23 protein-coding genes are annotated in these 21,979 nt (G+C 70.4%); 10 read left to right on the top strand and 13 right to left on the bottom strand.

Features of this window, described 5'->3' with window-relative positions; genetic code table 11:
* Positions 1–235: 235 nt before the first annotated feature.
* The 5 genes from cbiE to AC4BEG_RS05485 form a co-directional block, all read right to left on the bottom strand.
* Positions 236–1,492 (bottom strand): precorrin-6y C5,15-methyltransferase (decarboxylating) subunit CbiE, encoded by a 1,257-nt coding sequence (cbiE, locus tag AC4BEG_RS05465; protein ID WP_490704770.1) that lies wholly within the window; start codon positions 1,490–1,492, stop codon positions 236–238.
* 273 nt (positions 1,493–1,765) lie between these two features.
* On the bottom strand, positions 1,766–2,413 hold the full coding sequence (locus AC4BEG_RS05470; RefSeq protein ID WP_490704771.1) for a GNAT family N-acetyltransferase: 648 nt from the start codon (positions 2,411–2,413) through the stop codon (positions 1,766–1,768).
* 241 nt (positions 2,414–2,654) lie between these two features.
* Positions 2,655–3,476 (bottom strand): MetQ/NlpA family ABC transporter substrate-binding protein, encoded by an 822-nt coding sequence (locus tag AC4BEG_RS05475; RefSeq protein ID WP_490704772.1) that lies wholly within the window; start codon positions 3,474–3,476, stop codon positions 2,655–2,657.
* 97 nt (positions 3,477–3,573) lie between these two features.
* Positions 3,574–4,374, bottom strand: coding sequence for a methionine ABC transporter permease (locus AC4BEG_RS05480; protein WP_490704773.1), 801 nt, complete (start codon positions 4,372–4,374; stop codon positions 3,574–3,576).
* A complete protein-coding gene (locus AC4BEG_RS05485; RefSeq protein ID WP_490704774.1) occupies positions 4,371–5,438 on the bottom strand; it encodes a methionine ABC transporter ATP-binding protein in 1,068 nt (355 codons plus the stop codon). Before AC4BEG_RS05485 ends, AC4BEG_RS05480 begins: the two co-directional genes overlap by 4 nt.
* Positions 5,439–6,073: 635 nt before the next feature.
* Between AC4BEG_RS05485 and AC4BEG_RS05490 the strand changes: the two genes are divergently transcribed.
* Positions 6,074–6,442: a hypothetical protein gene (locus AC4BEG_RS05490; RefSeq protein WP_490704775.1), complete on the top strand. Its 369-nt coding sequence runs from the start codon at positions 6,074–6,076 to the stop codon at positions 6,440–6,442.
* Complete coding sequence (locus AC4BEG_RS05495) at positions 6,435–6,884, top strand: hypothetical protein (RefSeq protein WP_490704776.1); 450 nt, start codon at positions 6,435–6,437, stop codon at positions 6,882–6,884. Before AC4BEG_RS05490 ends, AC4BEG_RS05495 begins: the two co-directional genes overlap by 8 nt.
* 93 nt (positions 6,885–6,977) lie before the next feature.
* Here the strand turns inward: AC4BEG_RS05495 and AC4BEG_RS05500 are convergent, their stop codons facing one another.
* From AC4BEG_RS05500 to AC4BEG_RS05510, 3 genes are all read right to left on the bottom strand, one after another.
* Positions 6,978–7,481: a GNAT family N-acetyltransferase gene (locus AC4BEG_RS05500; protein ID WP_490704777.1), complete on the bottom strand. Its 504-nt coding sequence runs from the start codon at positions 7,479–7,481 to the stop codon at positions 6,978–6,980.
* A 122-nt stretch (positions 7,482–7,603) separates the two neighbouring features.
* Complete coding sequence (locus AC4BEG_RS05505; RefSeq protein WP_490704778.1) at positions 7,604–8,134, bottom strand: sigma-70 family RNA polymerase sigma factor; 531 nt, start codon at positions 8,132–8,134, stop codon at positions 7,604–7,606.
* 153 nt (positions 8,135–8,287) lie between these two features.
* The gene (locus tag AC4BEG_RS05510) at positions 8,288–9,466 is read right to left on the bottom strand and encodes a glycerophosphodiester phosphodiesterase (RefSeq protein WP_490704779.1); all 1,179 of its coding nucleotides are present in this window, start codon (positions 9,464–9,466) and stop codon (positions 8,288–8,290) included.
* A 264-nt stretch (positions 9,467–9,730) separates the two neighbouring features.
* Between AC4BEG_RS05510 and AC4BEG_RS05515 the strand changes: the two genes are divergently transcribed.
* Both AC4BEG_RS05515 and AC4BEG_RS05520 read left to right on the top strand, forming a co-directional pair.
* Positions 9,731–10,405 carry a lysophospholipid acyltransferase family protein gene (locus tag AC4BEG_RS05515; RefSeq protein ID WP_490704780.1) on the top strand — a complete coding sequence of 225 codons (675 nt, stop codon included), beginning with the start codon at positions 9,731–9,733 and terminating at the stop codon, positions 10,403–10,405.
* 74 nt (positions 10,406–10,479) lie between these two features.
* Positions 10,480–11,295 carry an alpha/beta fold hydrolase gene (locus tag AC4BEG_RS05520; protein ID WP_490704781.1) on the top strand — a complete coding sequence of 272 codons (816 nt, stop codon included), beginning with the start codon at positions 10,480–10,482 and terminating at the stop codon, positions 11,293–11,295.
* A 208-nt stretch (positions 11,296–11,503) separates the two neighbouring features.
* On the opposite strand, the gene AC4BEG_RS05525 is transcribed toward AC4BEG_RS05520, so the two are convergent.
* The 3 genes from AC4BEG_RS05525 to AC4BEG_RS05535 form a co-directional block, all read right to left on the bottom strand.
* Positions 11,504–12,478 (bottom strand): aldo/keto reductase, encoded by a 975-nt coding sequence (locus tag AC4BEG_RS05525; RefSeq protein ID WP_490704782.1) that lies wholly within the window; start codon positions 12,476–12,478, stop codon positions 11,504–11,506.
* 16 nt (positions 12,479–12,494) lie between these two features.
* A complete protein-coding gene (argH, locus tag AC4BEG_RS05530; protein ID WP_490704783.1) occupies positions 12,495–13,940 on the bottom strand; it encodes an argininosuccinate lyase in 1,446 nt (481 codons plus the stop codon).
* 121 nt (positions 13,941–14,061) lie between these two features.
* Positions 14,062–15,258 carry an argininosuccinate synthase gene (locus AC4BEG_RS05535; protein ID WP_201872816.1) on the bottom strand — a complete coding sequence of 399 codons (1,197 nt, stop codon included), beginning with the start codon at positions 15,256–15,258 and terminating at the stop codon, positions 14,062–14,064.
* Positions 15,259–15,398: 140 nt separating this feature from the next.
* Here AC4BEG_RS05535 and AC4BEG_RS05540 point away from each other — a divergent pair, with 140 nt between their 5' ends.
* From AC4BEG_RS05540 to AC4BEG_RS05560, 5 genes are all read left to right on the top strand, one after another.
* The gene (locus tag AC4BEG_RS05540) at positions 15,399–15,941 is read left to right on the top strand and encodes a Uma2 family endonuclease (RefSeq protein WP_490704784.1); all 543 of its coding nucleotides are present in this window, start codon (positions 15,399–15,401) and stop codon (positions 15,939–15,941) included.
* Positions 15,942–16,184: 243 nt separating this feature from the next.
* The gene (locus AC4BEG_RS05545; protein ID WP_490704785.1) at positions 16,185–17,015 is read left to right on the top strand and encodes a helix-turn-helix domain-containing protein; all 831 of its coding nucleotides are present in this window, start codon (positions 16,185–16,187) and stop codon (positions 17,013–17,015) included.
* Entirely contained in the window at positions 17,012–17,254 is a 243-nt protein-coding gene (locus AC4BEG_RS05550) for a DUF397 domain-containing protein (RefSeq protein WP_490704786.1), read from the top strand. Before AC4BEG_RS05545 ends, AC4BEG_RS05550 begins: the two co-directional genes overlap by 4 nt.
* A 240-nt stretch (positions 17,255–17,494) precedes the next feature.
* Positions 17,495–18,883 carry a ferredoxin reductase family protein gene (locus AC4BEG_RS05555; protein ID WP_490704787.1) on the top strand — a complete coding sequence of 463 codons (1,389 nt, stop codon included), beginning with the start codon at positions 17,495–17,497 and terminating at the stop codon, positions 18,881–18,883.
* A 36-nt stretch (positions 18,884–18,919) separates the two neighbouring features.
* Positions 18,920–19,402: an FMN-binding protein gene (locus AC4BEG_RS05560; protein WP_490704788.1), complete on the top strand. Its 483-nt coding sequence runs from the start codon at positions 18,920–18,922 to the stop codon at positions 19,400–19,402.
* Between the two features lie 13 nt (positions 19,403–19,415).
* Here AC4BEG_RS05560 and AC4BEG_RS05565 read toward each other — a convergent pair whose 3' ends face one another.
* Complete coding sequence (locus AC4BEG_RS05565) at positions 19,416–20,624, bottom strand: RNA-guided endonuclease InsQ/TnpB family protein (RefSeq protein WP_490704789.1); 1,209 nt, start codon at positions 20,622–20,624, stop codon at positions 19,416–19,418.
* Between the two features lie 158 nt (positions 20,625–20,782).
* On the opposite strand from AC4BEG_RS05565, the gene AC4BEG_RS05570 reads away from it, so the two are divergent.
* Positions 20,783–21,568, top strand: coding sequence for an FAD:protein FMN transferase (locus AC4BEG_RS05570; protein ID WP_490704790.1), 786 nt, complete (start codon positions 20,783–20,785; stop codon positions 21,566–21,568).
* Between the two features lie 18 nt (positions 21,569–21,586).
* Here AC4BEG_RS05570 and AC4BEG_RS05575 read toward each other — a convergent pair whose 3' ends face one another.
* Positions 21,587–21,961, bottom strand: a complete 375-nt coding sequence (locus tag AC4BEG_RS05575) for a DUF488 domain-containing protein (protein ID WP_490704791.1) — start codon at positions 21,959–21,961, stop codon at positions 21,587–21,589.
* Positions 21,962–21,979: the final 18 nt, after the last annotated feature.

The following is a 21,979-nucleotide window of genomic DNA, read 5'->3' on the forward strand; positions in this document are numbered from 1 at the left end:
CGCCGAGAGCAAGCCCCCTGAGCAAGAACGAGCGTGCGCCGTGCGCGGCACGTAGCACGCCCGTGGCTTGCCTACCGGGCCCCGCCAAGGGAGGCGCACATTCCGGTCATTGACCGATAAAGCACCGAACGCCGGGCAGCGGCACAGGCAGTACAACGGTCCGCCAGCCTACCCCGCGCGATGCCCGCGGAAGGTCACCAGGGCGAAGCTCGGGGCGAACGTCACAAGGCCAAAATCACTGGTGCGGGCGGTGGCCGCAGACCAGGAAGGCGACGGCGCGCTCGCGCTCGGTCCACCCTCGCGTGTCCAACTCGACCGACTGGAGCAGGACGCACTCCACGGCATAGCCGCCGTCCTCCAACGCCCGTCCGACGGCTTCCGCCTCGTCCCGGGTCGCGGCGTGGGTGACGATGCGTTCGGGGCGGCGCGCGGCGCACGCTTCGACCACGGACGCGCCCCCGCCGCCCACCCGCACCACATCCGGCTCCGGCAGGTCCTCGAGGACCTCGGGAGCGGTGCCGTGGACGACCTGGAGTTGGACGCCGAACCGGCGGGCGAGGGTGGCGGTGCGCTCACAGGCATCCGCGTCCCGGTCGACGGCGATGACGGCGGCGCCGAACCCCGCGGTCTCCACCGCCGCCGCGCCGCTGCCCGCGCCGATGTCCCAGACGAGGTCGCCCACCCGGGGTCCGATCCGGGCGAGTTGAAGGGCACGCAGCTGCGGGGACTCGTTCTCGCCCAGCACGGTCGCGTAGGCGGGGCCGGGCAGCGCCCAGCCGCGGACGGCGCCGGGGAAGCCGGGGTCGCGTCCGGCGATCCAGCCGCCGCCGTGGAGGGAGCCGTGCGCGGCACCGGTGGTCCGGCGGGCGGGCGGGGCGGTGACACCGGAGCCGCCGATGACGATGACGACATTGGGGTCGCGCCAGGCGTGGTCGGCGACCTTGTCGGAGGTCAGGACGGTCACCTGCTCGCGCTCGGTGCCCAGGCCCTCGCAGATGACGAAGGTGCGGTGCACCGGGCCGAGGAGCAGCGCCAGTTCGGCGGGCCCGGCGCCGGGCGAGGTGAGGACGGCGACCTTGGTGTGGGCGCGGCAGACATTGACGGCGCGGCGCAGATCGCGGCTGTGGGCGACCACGACGACCTGGGCGTCGTCCCAGGGCATCCCGGCGCGGGCGAAGGCGGTGGCGACGGAGGAGACGGCGGGCACGACCTCGACCTCGAGGCCGTGCTCGGGAGCGCGCAGGGCCCGTACAACACCGAAGAACCCGGGGTCGCCGTCGGCGAGTACCACGGGCGAGCCGCGGTGCTGGGCGATACGGCGGGCGGCGAGGTCCACACTGCCCAGCCGGATCCGTTCGGCGCCCGGTGGTACTTCGGGCAGCGCCAGGTGGTGAGCGGCACCGGCCACGAGGGTGGCCGCGCCGAGGGCGGAGCGGGCCACGTCCGTGAGCGGTGAGCCGTCCCAGCCGATCACCGTGACGCGGTCGGCCATCGTCGTCTGTCTCCCCGGGGTGTGGTGTGGGTGGGTCGGGTCGCCGTGCGGGGTACCGCGGGTGTGGCGGGTGCGGCGGGTGCCGCGGGGTGTGCTCGCGAGTTCGCGGCCGACCGCGGACGCGGACGCCGGGGTGGCGTGGTGTGCGGCTCGGCGGGCCGGTACGTGGGTACACGGGCCTGGGCAGGTTACCCCGCCTGGTCCGGACCGCTGGAGCGGGGGGACGGGCCGGGGTGGTGCGCCGGGGGCGCCGTCCGGCGCGCCGCGCGCGGGTCAGCCCCAGTCGGAGTAGGTGGGATAGCCGCCGAAACCGTCGGATCCGGCCAGGGATTCGGGGACCCCGTCGAGGTCCTCGGCGAGCAGGCTCCAGACGATGAGGTCGGTCCGCAGATCGGTCCAGCCGCCGTCCTCCGTCTGGGTGCGGGCTATCCCGGCGTTGCGCAGCACGCCCTCGCTGATACAGCCGATCTTCTGGGCCACCTGCTGGGCGGCGGTGTTGTCGGCGGCGGTGCGCAGTTCCAGTCGCTCGAACTTCTGGTCCTGGAAGAGCCAGCGGGCGACGGCCAGCACGGACTCCGAGGCATAGCCCTCACCGCGCGCCCAGGGGGCGGTGATATAGCTGACCTCGGTGCCCAGAACGCGCCAGTCCGTATTGCGCAGATGCACGATTCCCACCAGTCGCTGGGTGAGGAATTCGGCGACGGCGAAGACTATTCCGCGGCCGGTGGTGCGTTCGGCCGGGGCGAGCCGCAGCGCCTGGTCACGGGCGTCGCGCGGGGTGTACGGATGGGGCGCCCTGGCCCAGGCGACCACCAGCTCGTCGGTCATCATCTCCGCGAGCGGGGGTATGTCCGCTTCCTCGAACGGGCGCAGCACCAGGCGTTCGGTGCTGATGGAGATGTCCGGGAAGGTGGATGTCATGCGCCGCTCCGTAATCGGGGGTCATTTTCCGTAGCCGTCAAGAGAGCCCAGCATGCAGCATCGCCGCTGCGAATCGCAGCACGGGGTGGCAAGCGGAAGGCTCCGCATCCGGTTGTGTGGCCGGAATGCGGAGCCGAGCCGCTTCCCTCGACGCGGATATCGCGCGGACGGAGTCAGAACGCGGACGGAGTCAGAACGCGGACGGAGTCGGAACGCGGAAGGGATCGGAACGCGGGCTGGGTCAGAACGAGGGCAGGACGGAGCCGGCGTACTTGTCCTTGATGAACTTCTTCACCTCGGGCGAGGTGAGCAGCTTGGCCAGCTTCTTGACCCGCGGGTCGTTCTCGTTGCCCTTCTTGACGGCGAGGAAGTTGCCGTAGGGGTTGTTCTTGGGCGACTCCAGGACCAGGGCGTCCTTGGCGGGCTTGAGGTGGCCTTCGATGGCGTAGTTGCCGTTGATGACCGCGGCGTCCACGTCGTCAAGGGTGCGCGGCAGCTGCGCGGCCTCCAGTTCCTTGAACTTCAGGCCCTTGGGGTTGGCGGCGATGTCCTTCGGGGTGGCCTCGTTGCCGACGCCGTCCTTGAGCTTGATGATCTTGTGGTCGGCCAGCAGCTTCAGCGCGCGGGCCTCGTTGACCGTGTCGTTCGGGAGGCCGACGGTGGCGCCCTGCTTCAGGTCGCCCGCCTTCTTCACCTTGTGCGAGTACAGGCCGAGCGGCTCCAGGTGGACCGTGACGACGGGCACGATGTCGGTGCCCTTCTTCTTGTTGAAGTCGTCCAGGAATGGCTGGTTCTGGAAGTAGTTGGCGCCGACCGATCCGTCCTGAGTGGACAGGTTCGGGGTGTTGTAGTCGGTGAACTCCCTGACCTCCAGCTTGAGGCCGGACTTCTGGGCCAGGTAGTCCTTGACGTAGGTGAGTATCTCGGCGTGCGGGACGGGGCTCGCGGCGACGACGAGCGGGCCGTCCTTGCTCTCGGCGGAGTCCGGTCCGCAGGCGGCCAGGCCGAGGGCGAGAGTTCCGGCGGCGAGGGCGGTGGTGACGGTCTTGGTGGTGTTACGCACGAAAAGTGCCTTTCTTCTGGGGCGCACGGAACCGCCGCGGGTGCGGAGGCACGGTGCGAGGGGTGGGGCTGTGGGGGGATGTGGGGGTGGAGTTGGCTCAGGGGATCTTGGCGGGTTCGATGTCCGCGGGCTCGGCGCTGACCGATCCGCCGGTCGCTCGGTCGGTCGCGGCGGGTGTCGGAACGGACCGGGCGCTCCGGGCGGGGCGCGGCAGTACCAGCCGGGGGACGGCCGAGGAGCGGCCGCGGTGCGACAGCGAGCGCGCGGCGAGATCACCCGCGAACTGGACGATGGCGATCACCACGGCGAGGATGCCGACCGTGATCCACATCAGCTCGGTCTCGAACCGCTGGTAGCCGTAGCGGATGGCGAGGTCGCCCAGTCCGCCGGCGCCGACCGTACCGGCCATCGCCGAGTAGCCGAGCAGTGCCACGACGGTGGTGGTCGCGCTGGAGATCAGCGAGGGCAGCGCCTCGGGCAGCAGCACTTTGCGGACAACGGTCCAGGTGGAGCCGCCCATCGACTGCACGGCCTCGACCAGACCGCCGTCCACCTCGCGCACCGAGGTCTCCACCAGCCGGGCGAAGAAGGGGACGGCGCCGATCGCCAGGGGCACGATCGCGGCCTCGGGCCCGATGGTGGTGCCCACGATCCAGCGGGTGAAGGAGATCAGGGCCACCATCAGGATGATGAACGGCATCGAGCGGGCGATATTCACGATCTGGCCGAGAACCTTGTTGACGACCACGTTCTGAAGAACACCGCCCCGGTCGGTGAGGACCAGCAGCACACCGATCGGCAGTCCGCCGACGACCGCGATCAGCGCCGACCAGCCGACCATGTACAGGGTGTCCCAACATGCCTGCTCCAGCAGGGGCTCCATCTCGGACCAGGTCACTTGGTGCCCTCCTTGAGCAACTGGCGGGTGGATGCGGCCGTGTTCGTGTTCGGACCGTCGGCGATCGCCGCCACGTCGACCTGGAGCCCCTGCTCGCGCAGAAAGCCGATCGGGACGACGTTCTCCTCGAACCGGCCGGGCAGTTCGATACGCATCCGGCCGACCTGGTTGCCGCCGACGGTGTCCATCGCGGCGCCGAGGATCGAGATGTCGATGTTGTAGGTACGGGACAGCTGGGAGATGACCGGCTTGGTGGCGGCCTCGCCCTGGAAGGTGACGTCCACGACCGTGCGGTCCTCGGCCGAGGGCACCCCGCCGACCGGGAACAGCTCATGGGCCAGCTCGGAGCCCGGAGTGGCCAGCAGATCGCTGACCCGGCCGGACTCCACGATCCGCCCGCCGCGCATCAGCGCGGCCGAGTCGCAGATCGTCTTGACCACGTCCATCTCATGGGTGATCAGCAGCACGGTCAGGCCCAGCTGACGGTTGAGATCGCGCAGCAGCTGGAGGATCGAGCGGGTGGTCTCGGGGTCGAGCGCGGAGGTCGCCTCGTCCGACAGCAGCACCTTGGGGTCGCCCGCGAGCGCGCGGGCGATACCGACCCGCTGCTTCTGGCCACCGGAGAGCTGGGCGGGGTACGCCTTCGCCTTGTCGCCGAGGCCGACCAGTTCGAGCAGTTCCAGGGCCTTGCGGGTGCGCTCCCTGCCAGAGACGCCGAGGATCTCCAGCGGCAGTTCGACGTTGTCCCGCACGGTGCGCGAGGAGAGCAGGTTGAAGTGCTGGAAGACCATGCCGATGCGGCTGCGCGCCTGGCGCAGCGCGGATCCGGCGCGCGGGCCGCGCCCGGCGAGCGCGGTGAGGTCCTGACCGGCGACGGTGATGGTGCCGGAGGTGGGGCGCTCCAGGAGGTTGACGCAGCGGATGAGGGTGGACTTCCCGGCGCCGCTCTGGCCGACGACGCCGTACACCTCACCCTCGCGGACATGCAGATCGACGCCGTCGAGGGCGGTGACCTCGCGGCCTCGTGAGCGGTAGACCTTGGTCAGGTCCGTGGTGGTGATCACAGGGTTTCCGTCACTGTTGAGTGCACGGCGGGGTGCCGCCGGGCACGGTTCGTTCATTGCGGAACGCGGCAGGGGGAGCCGAGCGGACACGACGGCATGAGGTCGCGCGGCGCGGCTACGGGTTCCGGTGACGCGGGGCGGCTCGGTCCGGCGCGTTACTGGCGCGCGGAATCCGGCTCAGCGGTCTCGCTTCGGGGCGCGAGGCTCGGACAAGGGCCCTCAGCAGTCACACATTCGACACCGACAACGAGCACCGGGCGTGGTGAACGCCTCGGTCGCGGGGATGCGGATGCTCGTCGTGGTCATGGCCGCAAGTAAAACAGAAAGCGGAACCGACCGATCAACCGAGTCCGTATTGCGGACATCGCCGTCCGGCCCGTGGACAACCGGAAGGGGTCGTTCAGGCCCGTACGGTGAGCTCCACTCCCCCGTCGGTGGCCTGTGCCGACACGGCCGGGAGGCCCTCCACCACCCAATCGGCGATCCGCTCCGCACGGGACACCGTTGTGGTCAACGCCACGGCCCGGCGGCCGCCCCGGGCCCGGGGCCGATGACAACGCGGTCATCAGGGGCGATTACAGTCGTCCCATGCTTGTCACCCCCTGTGTGCGCCATCGCACCGCACGGAGGTCCCGTTGATCGCAGCGCTGACGGTCGCGCTCGGTGTGACCGCGCTCTTGCTCGCCGCCTGGTGCGGCTACGCCACCTATCGCGACCAGCCCACCAAGGACTGGCACTTCATCGGCATGGCCGTGGTGGCCCTGCTGGCGATCGTCCAGCTGGTCGTCGGAATCGTCCGGCTGGCGGGCGGGGACAAGCCCGATCAGGGTGTGGCGATCTTCGTGGCGTATCTGATCGGTTCCGCCCTCGCCGTGCCGATCGCGGCGTTCATGTCGCTGGCCGAGCGGACCCGGTGGGGTTCGGCGACGGTCGCGGCGGCAGCCGTGGTGCTGGCCGTGCTCGAGGTGCGGCTGTACGACATCTGGGGAGGCATCGGTGGCTGAGTCCACGGAAGCGTCTGAGTCCACGGAACCATCGCGGACGGCGGGATCCACGGCTCGGCGGACCGGTCTCGGCCAGGGGCCGGGGCGGCTGCTGGTGCTGCTCTACGGAGTGTTCACCGTCGCGGCGGCGTCCCGCTCGATCTACCAGCTGATCGCCCAGTACCACGAGGCCCCGCTCGCCTACATCCTCTCGGCGGTCTCCGCCGCGGTCTACGCGTTCATCACCGTCTCGCTGGTGCGCGGTGGCGAGGGGGCACGCCGGGCGGCGATGGTGTGCTGTGCGGCGGAGCTGGTGGGGGTGCTGACCATCGGCACCTGGACACTGGCCGACCCCTCCGCCTTCCCCGACCAGACGGTGTGGTCGGACTACGGGATGGGCTATCTCTTCATCCCGATCTTCCTGCCGGTCACCGGTCTGCTCTGGCTGCGCCGGACGGACTGAGCGGTATCCCGCCCGGCCCGTCCGGCAGTGCCTCGTCTCATCCGACGCGGCCGCGGACGAACGACGGCGCCTCGCGGCACGTCCCGCGGAGCGCTATGCGCTGGCCGCGAAGGTGGATGCCGAGGCGTCCTTCTCCAGCGTGACCACACTCAGCCGGCGGTTGACCTCCTCGGTGCCCACCTGGGCGTAGCCGTTACGGCGGTACAGCCGCAGATTGCCGTCGCTGCGGTGACCGGTGAAGAGGCGGTAGCGCTTGGCGGCCCGCTCCTCGCTCAGCCGCGCCTCGATCGCCGCGAGCAGCCGCCCGCCCAGACCGTGGCGCTGCATCCGGGGGTGGACGATGAGCTTGCCGATGGCGGCGGTGCCCTTGTCGTCGACCGCACCGCGCACCGAGCCGACGACCTCCGCGCCGAGCCGGGCCACGAGCACGCATCCCTTACCGAGTTCGGCGCGCAGATCGTCCAGCGACTGCGTCAGCGGCTCGATGGAGTAGTCCCCGTACAGCTCGGCCTCGCCCTGGTAGCACAGATACTGGAGCTTGAGGATCTGCTCGGCGTCGTCCGCGGTCGCCGCGGAGATGGTCACGCTCATGCCCATGTGCGCATGCCTCCCCTTTTCTCGGTCCTCCGGCCGCGGTGAGGGTGAGGGTGCGACCGGGGTTGATGGCCCTGGGATCGGAAGCGCCGCGTGGTTCGCGGTCGCCTCCGGGCGCCGATTGTCTAACGCTCCTTTCCCCAAGGTTCAGGAGCCGCAATCTCCGCCTGGAGCATTCTGCGCAGGCAACCCAGACATCGGGAACGTACCGGCCCCAGACTGCCCTGTGACATTTCCAACGCGCCCGCGATCTCCCGGTATGTCGGGTCCGAACGGGACAGCATCGCGCCCAGCAGCCGGGGGCAGCGGCCGGGCAGCCTGCGCACCGCCGCGCGCAGTACCCGCCGGGTCTCAGCGGTCAGTACGGCCTCTTCGGCGGGACGGGGCTCGGGGCCCTCCGGCGGTCCGTCGTCCACCGGGTCGTACGGCACTTCGCGGCGGGCCCGGCGGCGGGCGCCGCGCACCTCGGCGCGGACGGCGCCGCGCAGCCAGCGGGCGGGTTCCGATGGCGGGCCGGTGTTCTGGGTGCGCTCCAGCAGCCGCAGCCAGACGGCCTGTTCCAGTTCGGCGGGCTCGACACCGGCGGCGTACGCCTCGGCCGCCGCCTCGGCGGCCAGCAGCGGGCGCAGTTCCTCCACGAGGTCTATGCGGTCCATGCCGGGCGGGACGTGGGCCGGTCGCGGCGTGGTTGCCGCTGCGCCGCCGTCTCACCCGACCGGGTGGCCGCCGGGACGGGGCTTGACGCCTGTGTCCCGGCGGCCGTCGTACGGGACCGCTCAGTGCTCCCTCAGCGCTCTCTCAGTGCTCGCTCAGTGCTTCTCGAGGAAATCCGCCCGCGCGAGGAGGGCGGTGTCGGCGTTGTCGGAGAAGATGCCGTCGATTCCGGTGGCGAAGTACACCTTGAACGCGCCGAAGGCGTCACCGTAGGCGTTGGGGTCCGTGCCCCGGCGGAAGTCGGCGGGCAGGAAGCTGTTCTCGTTGCGCATGGTGTACGGGTGCAGGAACAGCCCCGCCGCATGCGCGTCCTTGACCACGCTGGTGGGCGTACCCAGCTTGCCGTCGGGGGTGCGTGGGATGATCACCGACAGATCAGGGCCGATGCCCTGGGCGAAGCCCGCAATCCACTTCAGCCCCTCGGGCTTGACCAGGTCGGCCACCGTGCGCGGGTCGCCCGCCTCGACGAAGTCCCAGGGGCGGCTGGTGACCGTGGACAGCAGCACCACCGAGGGGGCTTCGACCAGCTTGCGCAGCCGCTGGATGCTGCTGGGCTCGAAGGACTGGAGGAACGTCGGGGAGTCCTTCTTGTGACGGCCGTACCGGCGCAGCAGCTTGGCGACCCGCTCCTCCAGGCCGAGACCCAGCTTGCGGAAGTAGGTGGGGTGCTTGGTCTCGACGTGCAGCCAGACCCGGCGGCCGCGCTTGCGGCCCTCCCGCTCGGCCCACTGGAGCACCTCTTCGAAGCTGGGCACCTCCCAGCGGCCGTCGTAGAGCGTGTTGCGCTGGCGGGTGCCCGGGATGCGCTCCTTGGCGCGCAGCGTCTTCAGCTCGGCGAGGGTGAAGTCCTCGGTGAACCAGCCGGTGAGATTGGTCCCGTCCACGGTCTTGGTGGTCTTGCGGTCGGCGAACTCGGGGTGGTCCGAGACGTCCGTGGTGGCCGTGATGTCGTTTTCATGACGGCAGACCAGATGGCCGTCCTTGGTGGGGACGAGGTCCTGCTCGATGACGTCCGCGCCCAGGTCGAGAGCGAGCTGGTACGAGCCGAGGGTGTGTTCCGGCCGGTAGCCGCTGGCCCCGCGGTGGCCGATGACGGTGGGCACCGGCAGCCCGTACACCCCGCCGGAGTTCGCCGCGCCCGCCGTGGCCGTACCCGCCTCGCCGGAGGTTCCGGCCGCCGCGGCCGTGCCCGCGCCACCGAGCGCCATCGCTCCCGCGCCGAGGGCCGCGGCCCCCAGGAGGGCGCGCCGTCCGGGCTGTTGCTCCCGCTCCATGAGCACTCCTCGCTCTGGTGTCCGTAACACCTGTCAACGACCGTCAGAGAACGGGCCGATGGTAGGCGGGAGCGCCTTATGTACGGGAGACGTCAGCGGAAACGCAGCGGAAACGCGTGTCAACACTGCGTATCAGGTGGGTGAACCCGGTGTGCGCCGGGGTACGACCGGCGAGTATCGTCCTGAAGCGGCGCAGGTGTCCGGTTCCGGGTTGACGGACCGTACACCTCACGCACCAGACCATGACCCCGACCGGAGGACCCGTTGTCCCGATTTGCGTTTCTGAAGGCAGTACTCGGTCCGCTGATGCGCCTGATGTTCCGCCCGCGGGTCGAGGGGGCACAGCGCATTCCCGGCTCGGGCCCGGTGATCCTCGCCGGGAACCATCTCACCTTCATCGACTCGATGATCCTGCCGCTGGTCTGTGACCGTCAGGTCTTCTTCATCGGCAAGGACGAGTATGTGACGGGCAAGGGGCTCAAGGGCCGTCTGATGGCCTGGTTCTTCACCGGTGTCGGCATGATCCCGGTGGACCGGGACGGCGGTCGCGGCGGCGTGGCGGCACTGATGACCGGCCGCCGGGTGCTGGACGAGGGCAAGGTCTTCGGTATCTACCCCGAGGGCACCCGCTCCCCCGACGGCCGTCTCTACCGGGGCCGGACCGGTATCGCCCGGCTCGCGCTGATGACCGGCGCCCCCGTGGTGCCGTTCGCGATGATCGGCACCGACCGGATCCAGCCGGGCGGCAAGGGGCTGCCGCGGCCGGGCCGGGTGGGGGTGCGCTTCGGCGAGCCGCTGGAGTTCACCCGCTACGAGGGCATGGACCGCGACCGGTATGTGCTGCGGGCGGTGACCGACGAGGTGATGAGCGAGGTCATGCGGCTCTCCGGCCAGGAGTATGTGGACATGTACGCCACCAAGGCGAAGGCCGCCGCCTGACGGCTGCGGATCCCTGTTTCACCCCAGGGCAAACCCCCTGGCCACCGGCCGGGTACGGCCACTAGGGTGCGCCGATGACCACCTCCACCGTGCCCTCCCCTGCCTTTGTCCGGCTGCGGGGCCGGCGCTTCGCCGTGACCGATTTCGGCGGGCCGGGCACCCCGGTCCTCGCGCTCCACGGCCACTTCGGCCGCGGCCGGATGTACGCACCGCTGGCCGCCGCGCTCGCCCCCGCCCGCCGGGTGATCGCGCTCGACCAGCGGGGGCACGGGCTCACCGGGGGCGGTGGTCCGTTCACCCTGGACGAGTACGTGGCCGACGCCGCGGCGCTGCTGGCCGAGCTGGATCTCGGACCCGTCCCGGTGGTCGCCCACTCCACCGGCGCGGTCGCGGCCTACGCGCTGGCCGCCCGCCATCCGGAGCTGGTGTCCGCACTGATCGTCGAGGACATCGGCGCGGTGACGGACCGCCCGGTGGTCACCCATCCGGTGCTCGATGTGTCCGCGTGGCCGACCTGGGCGGTGGACCGGGACGCGCTGCGGGCCGCGATCGAGGCCCGGGGCATCCCCGACGCCACGTACTTCGTCGACAGCGCGGAGCCGGACCGCGCGGCGGGCGGCTGGCGGCTGCTGTTCCAGCCGGCCCACATGATGGAGTCCCAGCGGGCCCTGTGCGGTGACTTCTGGGACGAATGGCTGGGTTCGACATGTCCCGCGCTGTTGATGCGCGGTGAGCACAGCCCGCTGCTGCCGCCCGGTCACGCCCGGGAGATGGCGGACCGCCGTCCGCACACCAGGCTGCGGGAGTTCGGGGGGTGCGGCCACTGGATCCACGACGACGCGCCGCGCGCGTACGCCCGCGCGGTGGGCACCTTCCTCAACACCCTCTAGGCCCTGTCCTGTCGATCTTCGCGGGCCCGCGACGCCTGGCACCGCGCCTCGCCGCGTTGTCGGGATCGTCCGAGTACGCCCAGGACGAGGACGGACCCTCCGCCTTGCGATCCACGGCACCAGACGCCGCGGCCTGATCCACGAAGATCGACAGGACAGGACCTAGCCGCCCCGCAGTCCGGGCCGGGCGGGCTTTGCAGCAGGGCGGTCAGGCCCAGGGCAGCTCCGCGCGGTGGCGCCAGTACGCCTCCGGCTCCTCCACGAGCCCGTCCAGCAGGGCGAGCTGGCGTTCGTTCAGCCGCAGGGTGGCCGCGGCGAGGTTGGAACGCAGCTGGGGGATGGTGGCCGCGCCGGACAGGACCACATCCGCCCACGGCCGGTGCAGCACCGCGGCGAGCGCGACGGCGTCCGGAGTGACCCCGGTCTCCTCGGCGACCTGCCGCACCGCGGGCGGCGCCGCCTCGGGCGCGGCGAGCCGGCCGTTGGCCACGGCCTCCTTGATGATGACCGACCGTCCCGCGTCCCGTGCCTCGACGAGCGCGGCCCCGGCCGAGGGCTCCAGCAGGTTGTAGGTGGTCTGGAAGGTGCGGAACAGCGGCGCGCCATCGGTCTCGACGGCGAGCGCGGCGCGGATGGCGTCGGCCTGGTGCGGTCCGCTGGTGGACACCCCGATCGTGACGCCCTCGGCGGCGAGCGCGGCCAGCCGCTCGTGGAGCGCGCGGTCGGTGAGGGCGGGGCTGTCGGGGGTGAGCGAGTGGATCTGGTAGAGGTCGAGCCGGTCGCCGAGCAGGGCGTCGGTCAGCCCGCGCTGCCGTTCGTAGGCGGCGGTGGTGTGGTCCTTGACCTCGTGGGTGGTGGCGTCGGTGCGCCAGTCCGCGACATAGGTGTAGCCCCATTTGCTGCCCACCACCACGTCCCGGACCTCCGGGTGGTCCGCCAGCCAGTCGGCGAGGAACTCCTCCGCCCGGCCGTAGGAGCGCGCGGCGTCCAGATAGCGCACTCCGTGGACGTAGGCGGTGTCCAGCAGTTCCTGGCTGCGCCGCCGCATCGCCTCGACGGTGCGTTCTGCCGGGAGGTCCCGGTCCCGGCCGAGGGTGATGTAGGCGGGACGGCCGACCGCGGCCAGGCCGAGTCCGATCCTGGCCGCGGGAGCGGTGGTCTCCGCGAGACGCGAGAAGCCCATGGGGCCCATTGTGCGCTTAAGCCTTGGCGTCGGCAGCCTTGGCGTTGGCCCACTCGTACTGGGCGGCCAGGTCCGTCTTGACCTCCGCCAGCTGTACGGCCACCGCCGAGGGGGCGGTGCCGCCGCGGCCGCTGCGCGAGGCGAGCGCGCCCGGCACATTGAGCACCGAGCGGACCTCGGGCGTCAGGTGCGGGGAGATCTTGGCGAACTGCTCGTCGGTCAGCTGGTCCAGCTCGATACCGGTCAGCTCGCACTCCTTGACGCAGGCGCCCGCGACCTCGTGCGCCACCCGGAACGGCACACCCTGCCGGACCAGCCATTCGGCGATGTCGGTGGCGAGCGAGAACCCGGCCGGGGCCAGCTCCTCCATCCGCTCCCGGTTGACGGTGAGCGTGGCCATCATGCCGGTGAAGGCCGGGAGCAGCACCTCCAGCTGGTCGCAGGAGTCGAAGACCGGCTCCTTGTCCTCCTGGAGGTCGCGGTTGTACGCCAGCGGCAGCGCCTTGAGGGTGGCCAGCAGCCCGGTGAGGTTGCCGATCAGCCGGCCGGACTTACCGCGCGCCAGCTCGGCGATGTCCGGGTTCTTCTTCTGCGGCATGATCGACGAGCCGGTGGAGAAGGCGTCGTGGAGGGTCACGAAGGAGAACTCCTTCGTGTTCCAGATGATGATCTCCTCCGCGATCCGCGACAGATCGACGCCGATCATCGCGGTGATGAACGCGAACTCGGCGACGAAGTCACGGGAGGCGGTGCCGTCCAGCGAGTTGGCGGACGAGCCGTGCTCGAAACCGAGGTCGGCGGCGACGGCCTCCGGGTCCAGCCCGAGCGAGGACCCCGCCAACGCGCCCGAGCCGTAGGGCGAGACGGCGGTCCGCTCGTCCCACTGCCGCAGTCGCTCGGCGTTCCGCGACAGCGCCTGGACATGCGCGAGGACATGGTGGGCGAAGAGCACCGGCTGCGCGTGCTGGAGGTGGGTACGGCCGGGCATCGCCACATCCGGGTGTGCCTCGGCCAGCCCGACCAGGGCGCTCTGGAGATCGGCGATCAGCCCGCCGATGATCCGGGCGTGATCACGCAGATACATCCGGAAGAGGGTGGCGATCTGGTCGTTGCGGGACCGTCCGGCGCGCAGCTTGCCGCCGAGGTCGGGGCCCAGCCGCTCCAGCAGTCCGCGCTCCAAGGCGGTGTGCACGTCCTCGTCGGCGATGGTGCCGGTGAAGTCGCCGGAGGCGACGTCAGCCTCCAGCCGGTCGAGCCCCTCGAGCATCCGCGCCAGCTCGTCCGCGGTGAGCAGCCCGGCGGTGTGCAGCACCCGGGCGTGGGCGCGGGACCCGGCGATGTCGTACGGCGCCAGACGCCAGTCGAAGTGCACGGAGGCGCTGAGCTTCTCCAGTGCCTCGGACGGCCCGTCGGCGAAGCGGCCGCCCCAGAGCCGGACGTCGCCGCTGTTGCCGTTGCTCACGCTGTTGCTCCTCAAGGCTGTGGGTGTGCGACCGCCTCCCCGCGGACGGGGCGGGGAGGCGGCTCATGCGGTCTGTCTCGGGTCCGACTGTCGCTGTAGTCCGACCGTCTCGGGTCCGAGGCTACTGCTGGAGGTCCCGCTTGGCGGCGATCTTGCTGGACATGCCGAAGATCTCGATGAAGCCCTTGGAGAGCGACTGGTCGAAGGTGTCGCCGGTGTCGTAGGTCGCCAGGTTGAAGTCGTACAGCGACTGCTCGGACCGCCGGCCGGTGACCACGGCCCGCCCGCCGTGCAGGGTCATCCGGATGTCACCGGAGACCTGCTGGTTGGCCTCGTTGATGAAGCCCTCCAGGGCCCGCTTCAGCGGCGAGAACCACAGGCCGTCGTAGACCAGCTCGCCCCAGCGCTGCTCGACCTGCCGCTTGTACCGGGCGAGCTCCCGCTCGACGGTGACGTTCTCCAGCTCCTGGTGGGCGGTGATCAGCGCGATGGCGCCCGGGGCCTCGTAGACCTCCCGGGACTTGATGCCCACGAGCCGGTCCTCGACCATGTCGATCCGGCCGACGCCCTGGAGCCCCGCCCGCTCATTGAGCTGCTGGATCGCCTGGAGAACGGTCACCGGCTTGCCGTCGATGGCGACCGGCACGCCCTCCTTGAAGGTGATGACGACCTCGTCGGCCTCCCGCGGGTCGGCCGGGTTCGAGGTGTACTCGTAGACGTCCTCGATCGGCGCGTTCCAGATGTCCTCCAGGAAGCCGGTCTCCACGGCCCGCCCGAAGACGTTCTGGTCGATCGAGTAGGGGGACTTCTTGGTGGTGGCGATCGGCAGGTCCTTCGCCTCGCAGAAGGCGATGCACTTGTCCCGGGTCATGGCGTAGTCCCGGACCGGCGCGATGCACTTCAGCTCCGGGGCGAGGGAGGAGATGCCCGCCTCGAACCGCACCTGGTCGTTGCCCTTGCCGGTGCAGCCGTGAGCCACGGTGCTGGCACCGTGCTTCTTGGCCGCCGCGACCAGGTGCTTCACGATCGTCGGCCGGGAGAGCGCCGACACCAGCGGGTAGCGGTCCATGTACAGTGCGTTGGCCTTGATCGCCGGGAGGCAGTACTCATCGGCGAACTCGTCCTTGGCATCCGCGACCTCGGCCTCGACAGCCCCACAGGCGAGCGCGCGCTTACGGATGACATCCAGGTCCTCGCCTCCCTGGCCGACATCCACGGCGACGGCGATGACCTCGGCGTTCGTCTCCTCGGCGATCCAGCCGATGGCGACGGAGGTGTCCAGGCCGCCCGAGTAGGCGAGTACGACGCGCTCGGTCACGGGTTTCTCCTTACGGTCCATGCACTGACTGGCATAAGTATGCACTGGACCGTATGGTTCGTCAACGCGGCCCGGACGGGCCTGTCGGCGGGCGGCGCTACGATGCGGCTATCAGGTGCCCTGAAGGGGAGGTAGCCAGCATGAGCGTGCAAGACGACATCCTCTGGCAGGCAGCCGAGCACGCTGCGGCGGAGTTCGAAGGCTTCAAGATCGAGGTAGTGGGGGGCCGGATCGTCATGACGCCGCAGAGCAGCATCCAGAGCTGGACCATTCTCGACGTTCAGATGGCCGCAATGGCAGCGGGCATCGACAAGTCCCGCCTGCTGTCCGACGTACTGATCCAGTTCCCGGGGGAATCCCCCCGAGTACCAGATGTGACGATCCTCGAGGAAGGCGCGACCGAGCCCTACTCGTACGAGGACATCCTGGCCGCCGTCGAGATCGTCTCCGCGAAGAACGACGGCAACGATTACGCGGTCAAGGTGCGGCAGTACGCACGGTTCGGCGTTCCGATCTACCTGATCATCGACCCGTTCCTCGGCCAGTGCATCCTGCTGACCCGCCCCAAGGACGACAGCTACGCGTCACGTGATGAATACGCCTACGGCGAGACCGTCACCCTCCATCTGACGGATGGCAGCACGGTCGAGATCCCCACGGCCGAGTTCAAGCGCCGGGGCTGACGTTCGCGGTCAGCAGCCGATCTCGGCCCAGACCGTTTTTCCCGGCCCACGCCGCTCAGCGACGATCGCGGCGGCGGCCGTCCGGGACGGCCGGTTGCCCGACGGGTCGAACCAGGTCAGCGGCGCGTACGGGAAGGGGCCGTACGGGTACGGCTGATCCGACTGTACGCGTAACCGACCCCGCCCCTGGGCGCGTTGAGCAGATAGTCAGGCTCAGGACAGCGCGCACCGGAGGTGGCCGAGATGGCGGAAAGCGCGAACAACAGCGAACCGGAGCCTTCGGACGGCCTGCGGGCATTCGGGGCCGTGGTCAAGGTCTTCCGAGAACGGGCGGGCCTTACCCAGGAGGAACTGGCCCCGCTGGTGCAGTATTCGGCGCAGACCGTCGCCTCGATCGAGCAGGGGCGGCGGTTTCCGCAGCAGGACTTCGTCGAGCGGGCGGAGGATGTGCTCGACGCGTTCGGTGTGCTGCGGGCGGCGGCGAAGCACTTGGCGCGGCGGAAGGGCTTGGCGTCCTGGTTCCGGCAGTGGGCGGGGCTGGAGGAGCAGGCGATCAGCCTCTGCACGTATGAGTGCCGGGTCGTGCCGGGCCTGTTGCAGACGGAGGCGTATGCGCGGGCGGTGTTCCACAACAGGGTGCCGCCACTGGCCGACGAGCAGATCGAGACTCAGCTCGCCGCCCGACAAGAGCGGCAGCGCCTGCTCAGGGACAGGCCCAACACGGCGTTCAGTTTCATCATCGAGGAGGCGCTCTTCCAGCGTCGCACAGGGGGCGCTGACACGATGCGAGAGCTCATCGGGCATGTGCTGGAGCACGCCGAGCTACGCAACGTCGAGTTGCAGATCATGCCGCTCGCACAAGAGCATCACGCCGGGCTGGAAGGGCCCATGCAACTGCTGGAGACCCCAGACCACCGATGGCTGGGGTATTGCGAAGTGCAACGCAGCGGCCAGTTGGTCACTGACCGGAAAGAAGTAAGTGTGCTCCAGATGCGGTATGCCAAACTGCGCTCACAGGCTCTCACCGCCGAGGACTCCGCGAGCCTGTTGAAGCAGATCCGAGGGGCGCTATGACCACCACCGAGCTTGCCTGGTTCAAGAGCAGCTACAGCGGAGGCGACGGCGACAGCTGCGTTGAAGTCGCGCTCTCCTGGCGCAAATCCACGCACAGCGGAGGCGACGGCGACGACTGCGTCGAGGTCGCCACCTGCCCCCACACCGTCCACGTACGCGACTCCAAAGACACGCAGGGACCCCAGCTCGCCTTCTCCCCCACCGCCTGGACGGCGTTCGTCTCCTCCTGCGTTTCGTAAGTCCCGTAAGGTCCAACCGAGCGGGAGCCCAGGGCCATGACGCCGTGACCGACTGCCTGGCTGCCACGACGACCCGGTGGCTGCCGGTCTACGCGGTCGGGGTTGCCGTGCTGACGGGCCTGATCGCGTGGTTCCTCGGCAGGGCTCGGGCCAGGAAAGCAGCGGGCCCGACCCGGTGAATCTCGGCGGTCATTGAGACAGTCCGCTCCCCCAGCCGTATCCCCCTTCGCCGGAGCTCTTATGCGAAGGGGACAGGCCGTGACGACGCTACTCAACAGCCGGGCCGGGCGGCGGCAGGCGATGCGCCGGATCCAGCCGCGCCGTTCGCCCGCCGTGCCGCTGCTCGTGCTGAGCTGGGTGGGGGCCGCGGCGGTGCTGTCGTTGTGGTGGCAGAACACCCCCAACGTCGAGGGCACCACCCAGTGGCTCACCGGGGCCGGGCGGCTCAGCGGGCTGCTCGCGGGGTACGTACTGGCGCTGGTGGTGCTGCTGATGGCACGCGTACCCGCCTTGGAGCGGCGGGTGGGGTCGGACCGGGTGGCGCGGTGGCACGCGATGAGCGGGCGGTATGCGCTGTGCCTGATCCTGGCCCATGTGGGGCTGATCGTCGCCGGGTACGCCGAGCAGGCGGGCACCGGGCTGGTCGAGCAGGCCGTGACCGTGGTGACGGACTTCCCCGACATGATCGAGGCCGTCATCGGCACCGTGACCCTGGTGGTGATCGGGCTGGTCTCGGCGGGGATGGTGCGGCGCCGGGTCTCCTACGAGTTCTGGTACTACCTGCATCTGCTCACCTACGCCGCGGTGTTCCTGACGTTCTGGCACCAGCTCTCCACCGGTGCGGAGTTCGTCGGCGACGAGATGGCCCGGACCGCGTGGTACGCGCTGTACGGCACGGTCACCGCGCTGGTCGTCTGGTACCGGCTGCTGATGCCGCTGAAGCTGAACCTGATGCACCGGATGCGGGTGGAGGCCGTGGTGCCGGAGGCGCCCGGGATGGTGTCGGTGCTGATCAAGGGGCATCGCCTGCACCGACTCGGCGCCGAGGCGGGGCAGTTCTTCCGGTGGCGCTTCCTGGCGCCGGGCCTGCGCTGGGGCTCGCATCCGTACTCGCTGTCCGCGCCGCCCCGGCCCGAGCTGCTGCGGATCACCGTGAAGGCGGTGGGCGGGCACAGCTCCGGGCTGGCCTCGCTGGAGCCCGGTACGCGGGTGTGGGCGGAGGGGCCGTACGGGGCGATGACCGCGGCGCGGCGCAGCCGCGGCAAGGTGCTGATGATCGCCGGTGGGGCCGGGATCACCCCGATCCGGGCGCTGTTCGAGACGCTGCCGGGCCGGGGCAGCGATCTCACCCTGCTGTACCGCGCCCGGAGCGTGGACGATCTGGCGCTGTGGGACGAGTTGAAGCAGATCGCGAACGAACGCGGGGCCCACCTGCTGTACGCGGTGAACGGCCCGGACGGCGCCCGTCCGGAGATCACCGCGGAGCGGCTGCGGTCGCTGCTGCCCGATGTCGAGGACCACGACGTCTATCTGTGCGGACCGCCGGGTCTTGCCGAGCACGCGTATGAGGCGCTGCACGAGGCCGGGGTGCCGGACCGCCGTATCCACCACGAATCCTTCGAGCTCTGACGTTCCGAACGCTGTGACCAACGCCGAGGTGAAGCCATGAAGAGGAAGCATCCGCTGCGCCGCATCATCCTGGGCACGGCCGCGACCGTCGCCGGTGTGGTGGCGCTGCTCGCCCTGAAGCAGCCCGGTTCGGGCGGGGAGACCGTCGCCCAGCCCGGAGCGGGGCAGGCGCCACCGGCCGCCGCCACCGCACCGGCGGACGGCGGTGGCGCGGGCGGCGGGAGGGCGGGCGGCGGTGGCGCGGGCACCCGGACCGTCACCGGGGACGAGGCCCGGACCCAGTACGGGCCGGTGCAGGTGAGCCTCACCCTCAGCGGGACGAAGATCACCGCAGCGCAGGCGGTCAAGACCCCCGACTCCGAGCCGCAGAGCGTACAGATCGCCAAGAACGCCGTACCCAAGCTGAACCAGCAGGCGGTGACCGCGGCGAAGGTGGACACCGTCTCCGGTGCCACCTACACCAGTCAGGGGTACGCCACCTCGCTTCAGAGCGCACTCGACAAGGCAGGTGTCAATTGACTTCCTCCCCCGCCTAAAGGCGGGGGATTCCAGCGGTCACCCGCTGGGGTTCCTGTTTCACCGACGACCGCCCCGTCCGGGAGGACTCCCGTTGAGGTCTTACACCGTCTCCACAGGCAGACGCCGCCAGCCCGGCGGCCAGGATGTTGCGTGCCGCGTTCACGTCACGGTCATGCACGGTGCCGCAGTCGCACGTCCACTCACGGACGTTCAGCGGCAGCTTCTCGCGGACCGTGCCGCAGGCCCCGCACAGCTTCGAGCTGGGGAACCAGCGGTCGATCACCACGAGTTCGCGCCCGTACCAGGCGCACTTGTACTCCAGCATGGAGCGCAGTTCCGTCCACGACGCGTCCGAGATCGCACGCGCCAGGGTGTGATTCTTCAGCAGGTTGCGGACGGTGAGGTCCTCGATCACGACCGTTTGGTTCTCACGGACGAGCCGAGTGGTGAGTTTGTGCAGGAAGTCCCGGCGGCGGTCGGCGATCCGAGCATGGACCCTGGCGGCCTTCCGGCGGGCCTTCTCTCGGTTGTTCGAGCCCTTGGCCTTGCGGGACAGCTCCCGCTGAGCCTTCGCAAGCCGGGTCCGGTCGCGGCGCTCGTGCCTGGGGTTGGTGATCTTCTCCCCGGTGGACAGGGTCACCAGCGAGCTGATCCCGGCGTCGATACCGACCGCCGCGTCCGTGGCCGGGGCAGGGGCGATGGTGTCCTCGCACAGCAGGGATACGAACCAGCGCCCCGCGGCGTCACGGGAGACGGTCACCGTGGTCGGCTCCGCCCCCTCCGGGAGCGGGCGCGACCAGCGAATGTCCAGCGGCGCCGTCATCTTCGCCAACGTCAGGCGCCCGTCACGCCACTTGAAGGCGGAGCGGGTGTACTCCGCACTCGCGCGAGACTTCTTCCGGCTCTTGTACCGGGGGTACTTGGCCCGCTTGGCGAAGAAGTTCCCGAACGCCGCCTGAAGGTGGCGCAACCCCTGCTGGAGCGGAACGGAGGACACCTCGTTCAGGAAGGCGAGTTCCTCGGTCTTCTTCCACTCCGTCAGCGCGGCGGAGGACTGGACGTAGGAGACGCGGCGCTGCTCGCCGTACCAGGCACGGGTGCGCTCCTCCAGCGCCCGGTTGTAGACGAGACGCACGCAGCCGAACGTACGCGACAGCTCCGCCGCCTGCTCGCCCGTGGGACAGAAGCGGTACTTGAACGCCCGCTTCACCTGCCGCGTCATGCCTCACACTCTATCAATTCCTATGTGATTGAAGGGTTTCGGTCGCTGGTCGGCACACGCCGAATCGCCCTGACGGCGACTCGGCTTTCCCTGCCCTGCTCCGCAGAAGTCCGTTTCCTCCCCGGCCTGAAGGCCAGGGTATCCACGGAGGAATCCCGATGAGCCGTGAACACGAACCGCTGCGCCATGTCGAACATGTCATGGGCACCGTCTTCTCCTTCGATGTGCGCGAGGTCCCCGACGCGGCCCGGCCGCGGGTGCAGGCCGCGCTGGACGGGGCCGTGGTCGGACTGCACCGGGTGGACGAGCTGTTCTCCCCGTACCGGCCGGAGAGCCAGATCAGCCGGCTGGCCCGGGGTGAGCTGACACTCGCGCAGTGCGATCCGGACGTCCGGGATGTGCTGCGGATGTGCGAGGACGCCGAGTACCGCAGCGGCGGCTGGTTCAGCGCCCGCTTTGCCGGAGGGCAGCTGGATCCGACCGGTCTGGTCAAGGGGTGGGCGGTGGAGCGCGCGGCGCGGATGCTGGTCTCGGCGGGCGCCGGATCGGTATGTGTCAACGGCGGCGGGGATGTCCAGGTGCACGGCGGGCCGTGGCGGGTGGGGGTGGCCGATCCGCACCGGCGCGGTGAGCTGATCACCGTCGTGGAGGCACAGGGCGAGCTGGGGGTGGCGACCTCGGGCCCGGCCGAGCGGGGCTGTCACATCCTGGACCCGCGCACCGGACTTCCCCCGGCGCAGGGCCTCGCCTCGGTCACCGTGATCGCCACCAGCCTGGCCGACGCGGACGCCTGGGCGACCGCGGCCTGCGCGATGGGCGCGGAACGGGCCCGCCCGTGGCTGCAACGGCTCGCGGGCGCCGAGGCGTTCGTGGTGACGGCGGACGGCGCCACCTGGCACACCTCCGGCTTCGCCCGGTATGTGGCGGACTTGTGCGGAGTGTAGAGCGGGGACCGCCCGCGGTCAGCGGTGGCCGCGGACGGCGTCCGCGAGCAGCGGGGCGTGGGAGTGGTCGAGGTCCTTGGTGGCGGTGAGGAGGGTGAGCGGCCCGGCCTCGGCGCGTTCCCGCAGCCGGTCCACGGCCTCGGCCCGCTCCGGTTCGGCCAGTTCGGCGCGGTAGCGCCGGGCGAACTCGGCATAGCGCTCGGGCTCGTGGCCGTACCAGCGGCGCAGCTCGGTCGAGGGGGCCGCGGCCTTGGCCCAGTCGTCCAGCTCGGCGTCGTCCTTGGCCAGGCCCCGTGGCCAGATACGGTCCACCAGGACGCGGGTGCCATCGTCCGGCTCCGGCGCCTCGTACACCCGGCGGACACGGATGCCGGGCCGTTTTCTGTCGGCCATATCACCTATGGAACCATC

The sequence above is a fragment of the Streptomyces sp. JLBJ103 genome (assembly GCF_058215575.1).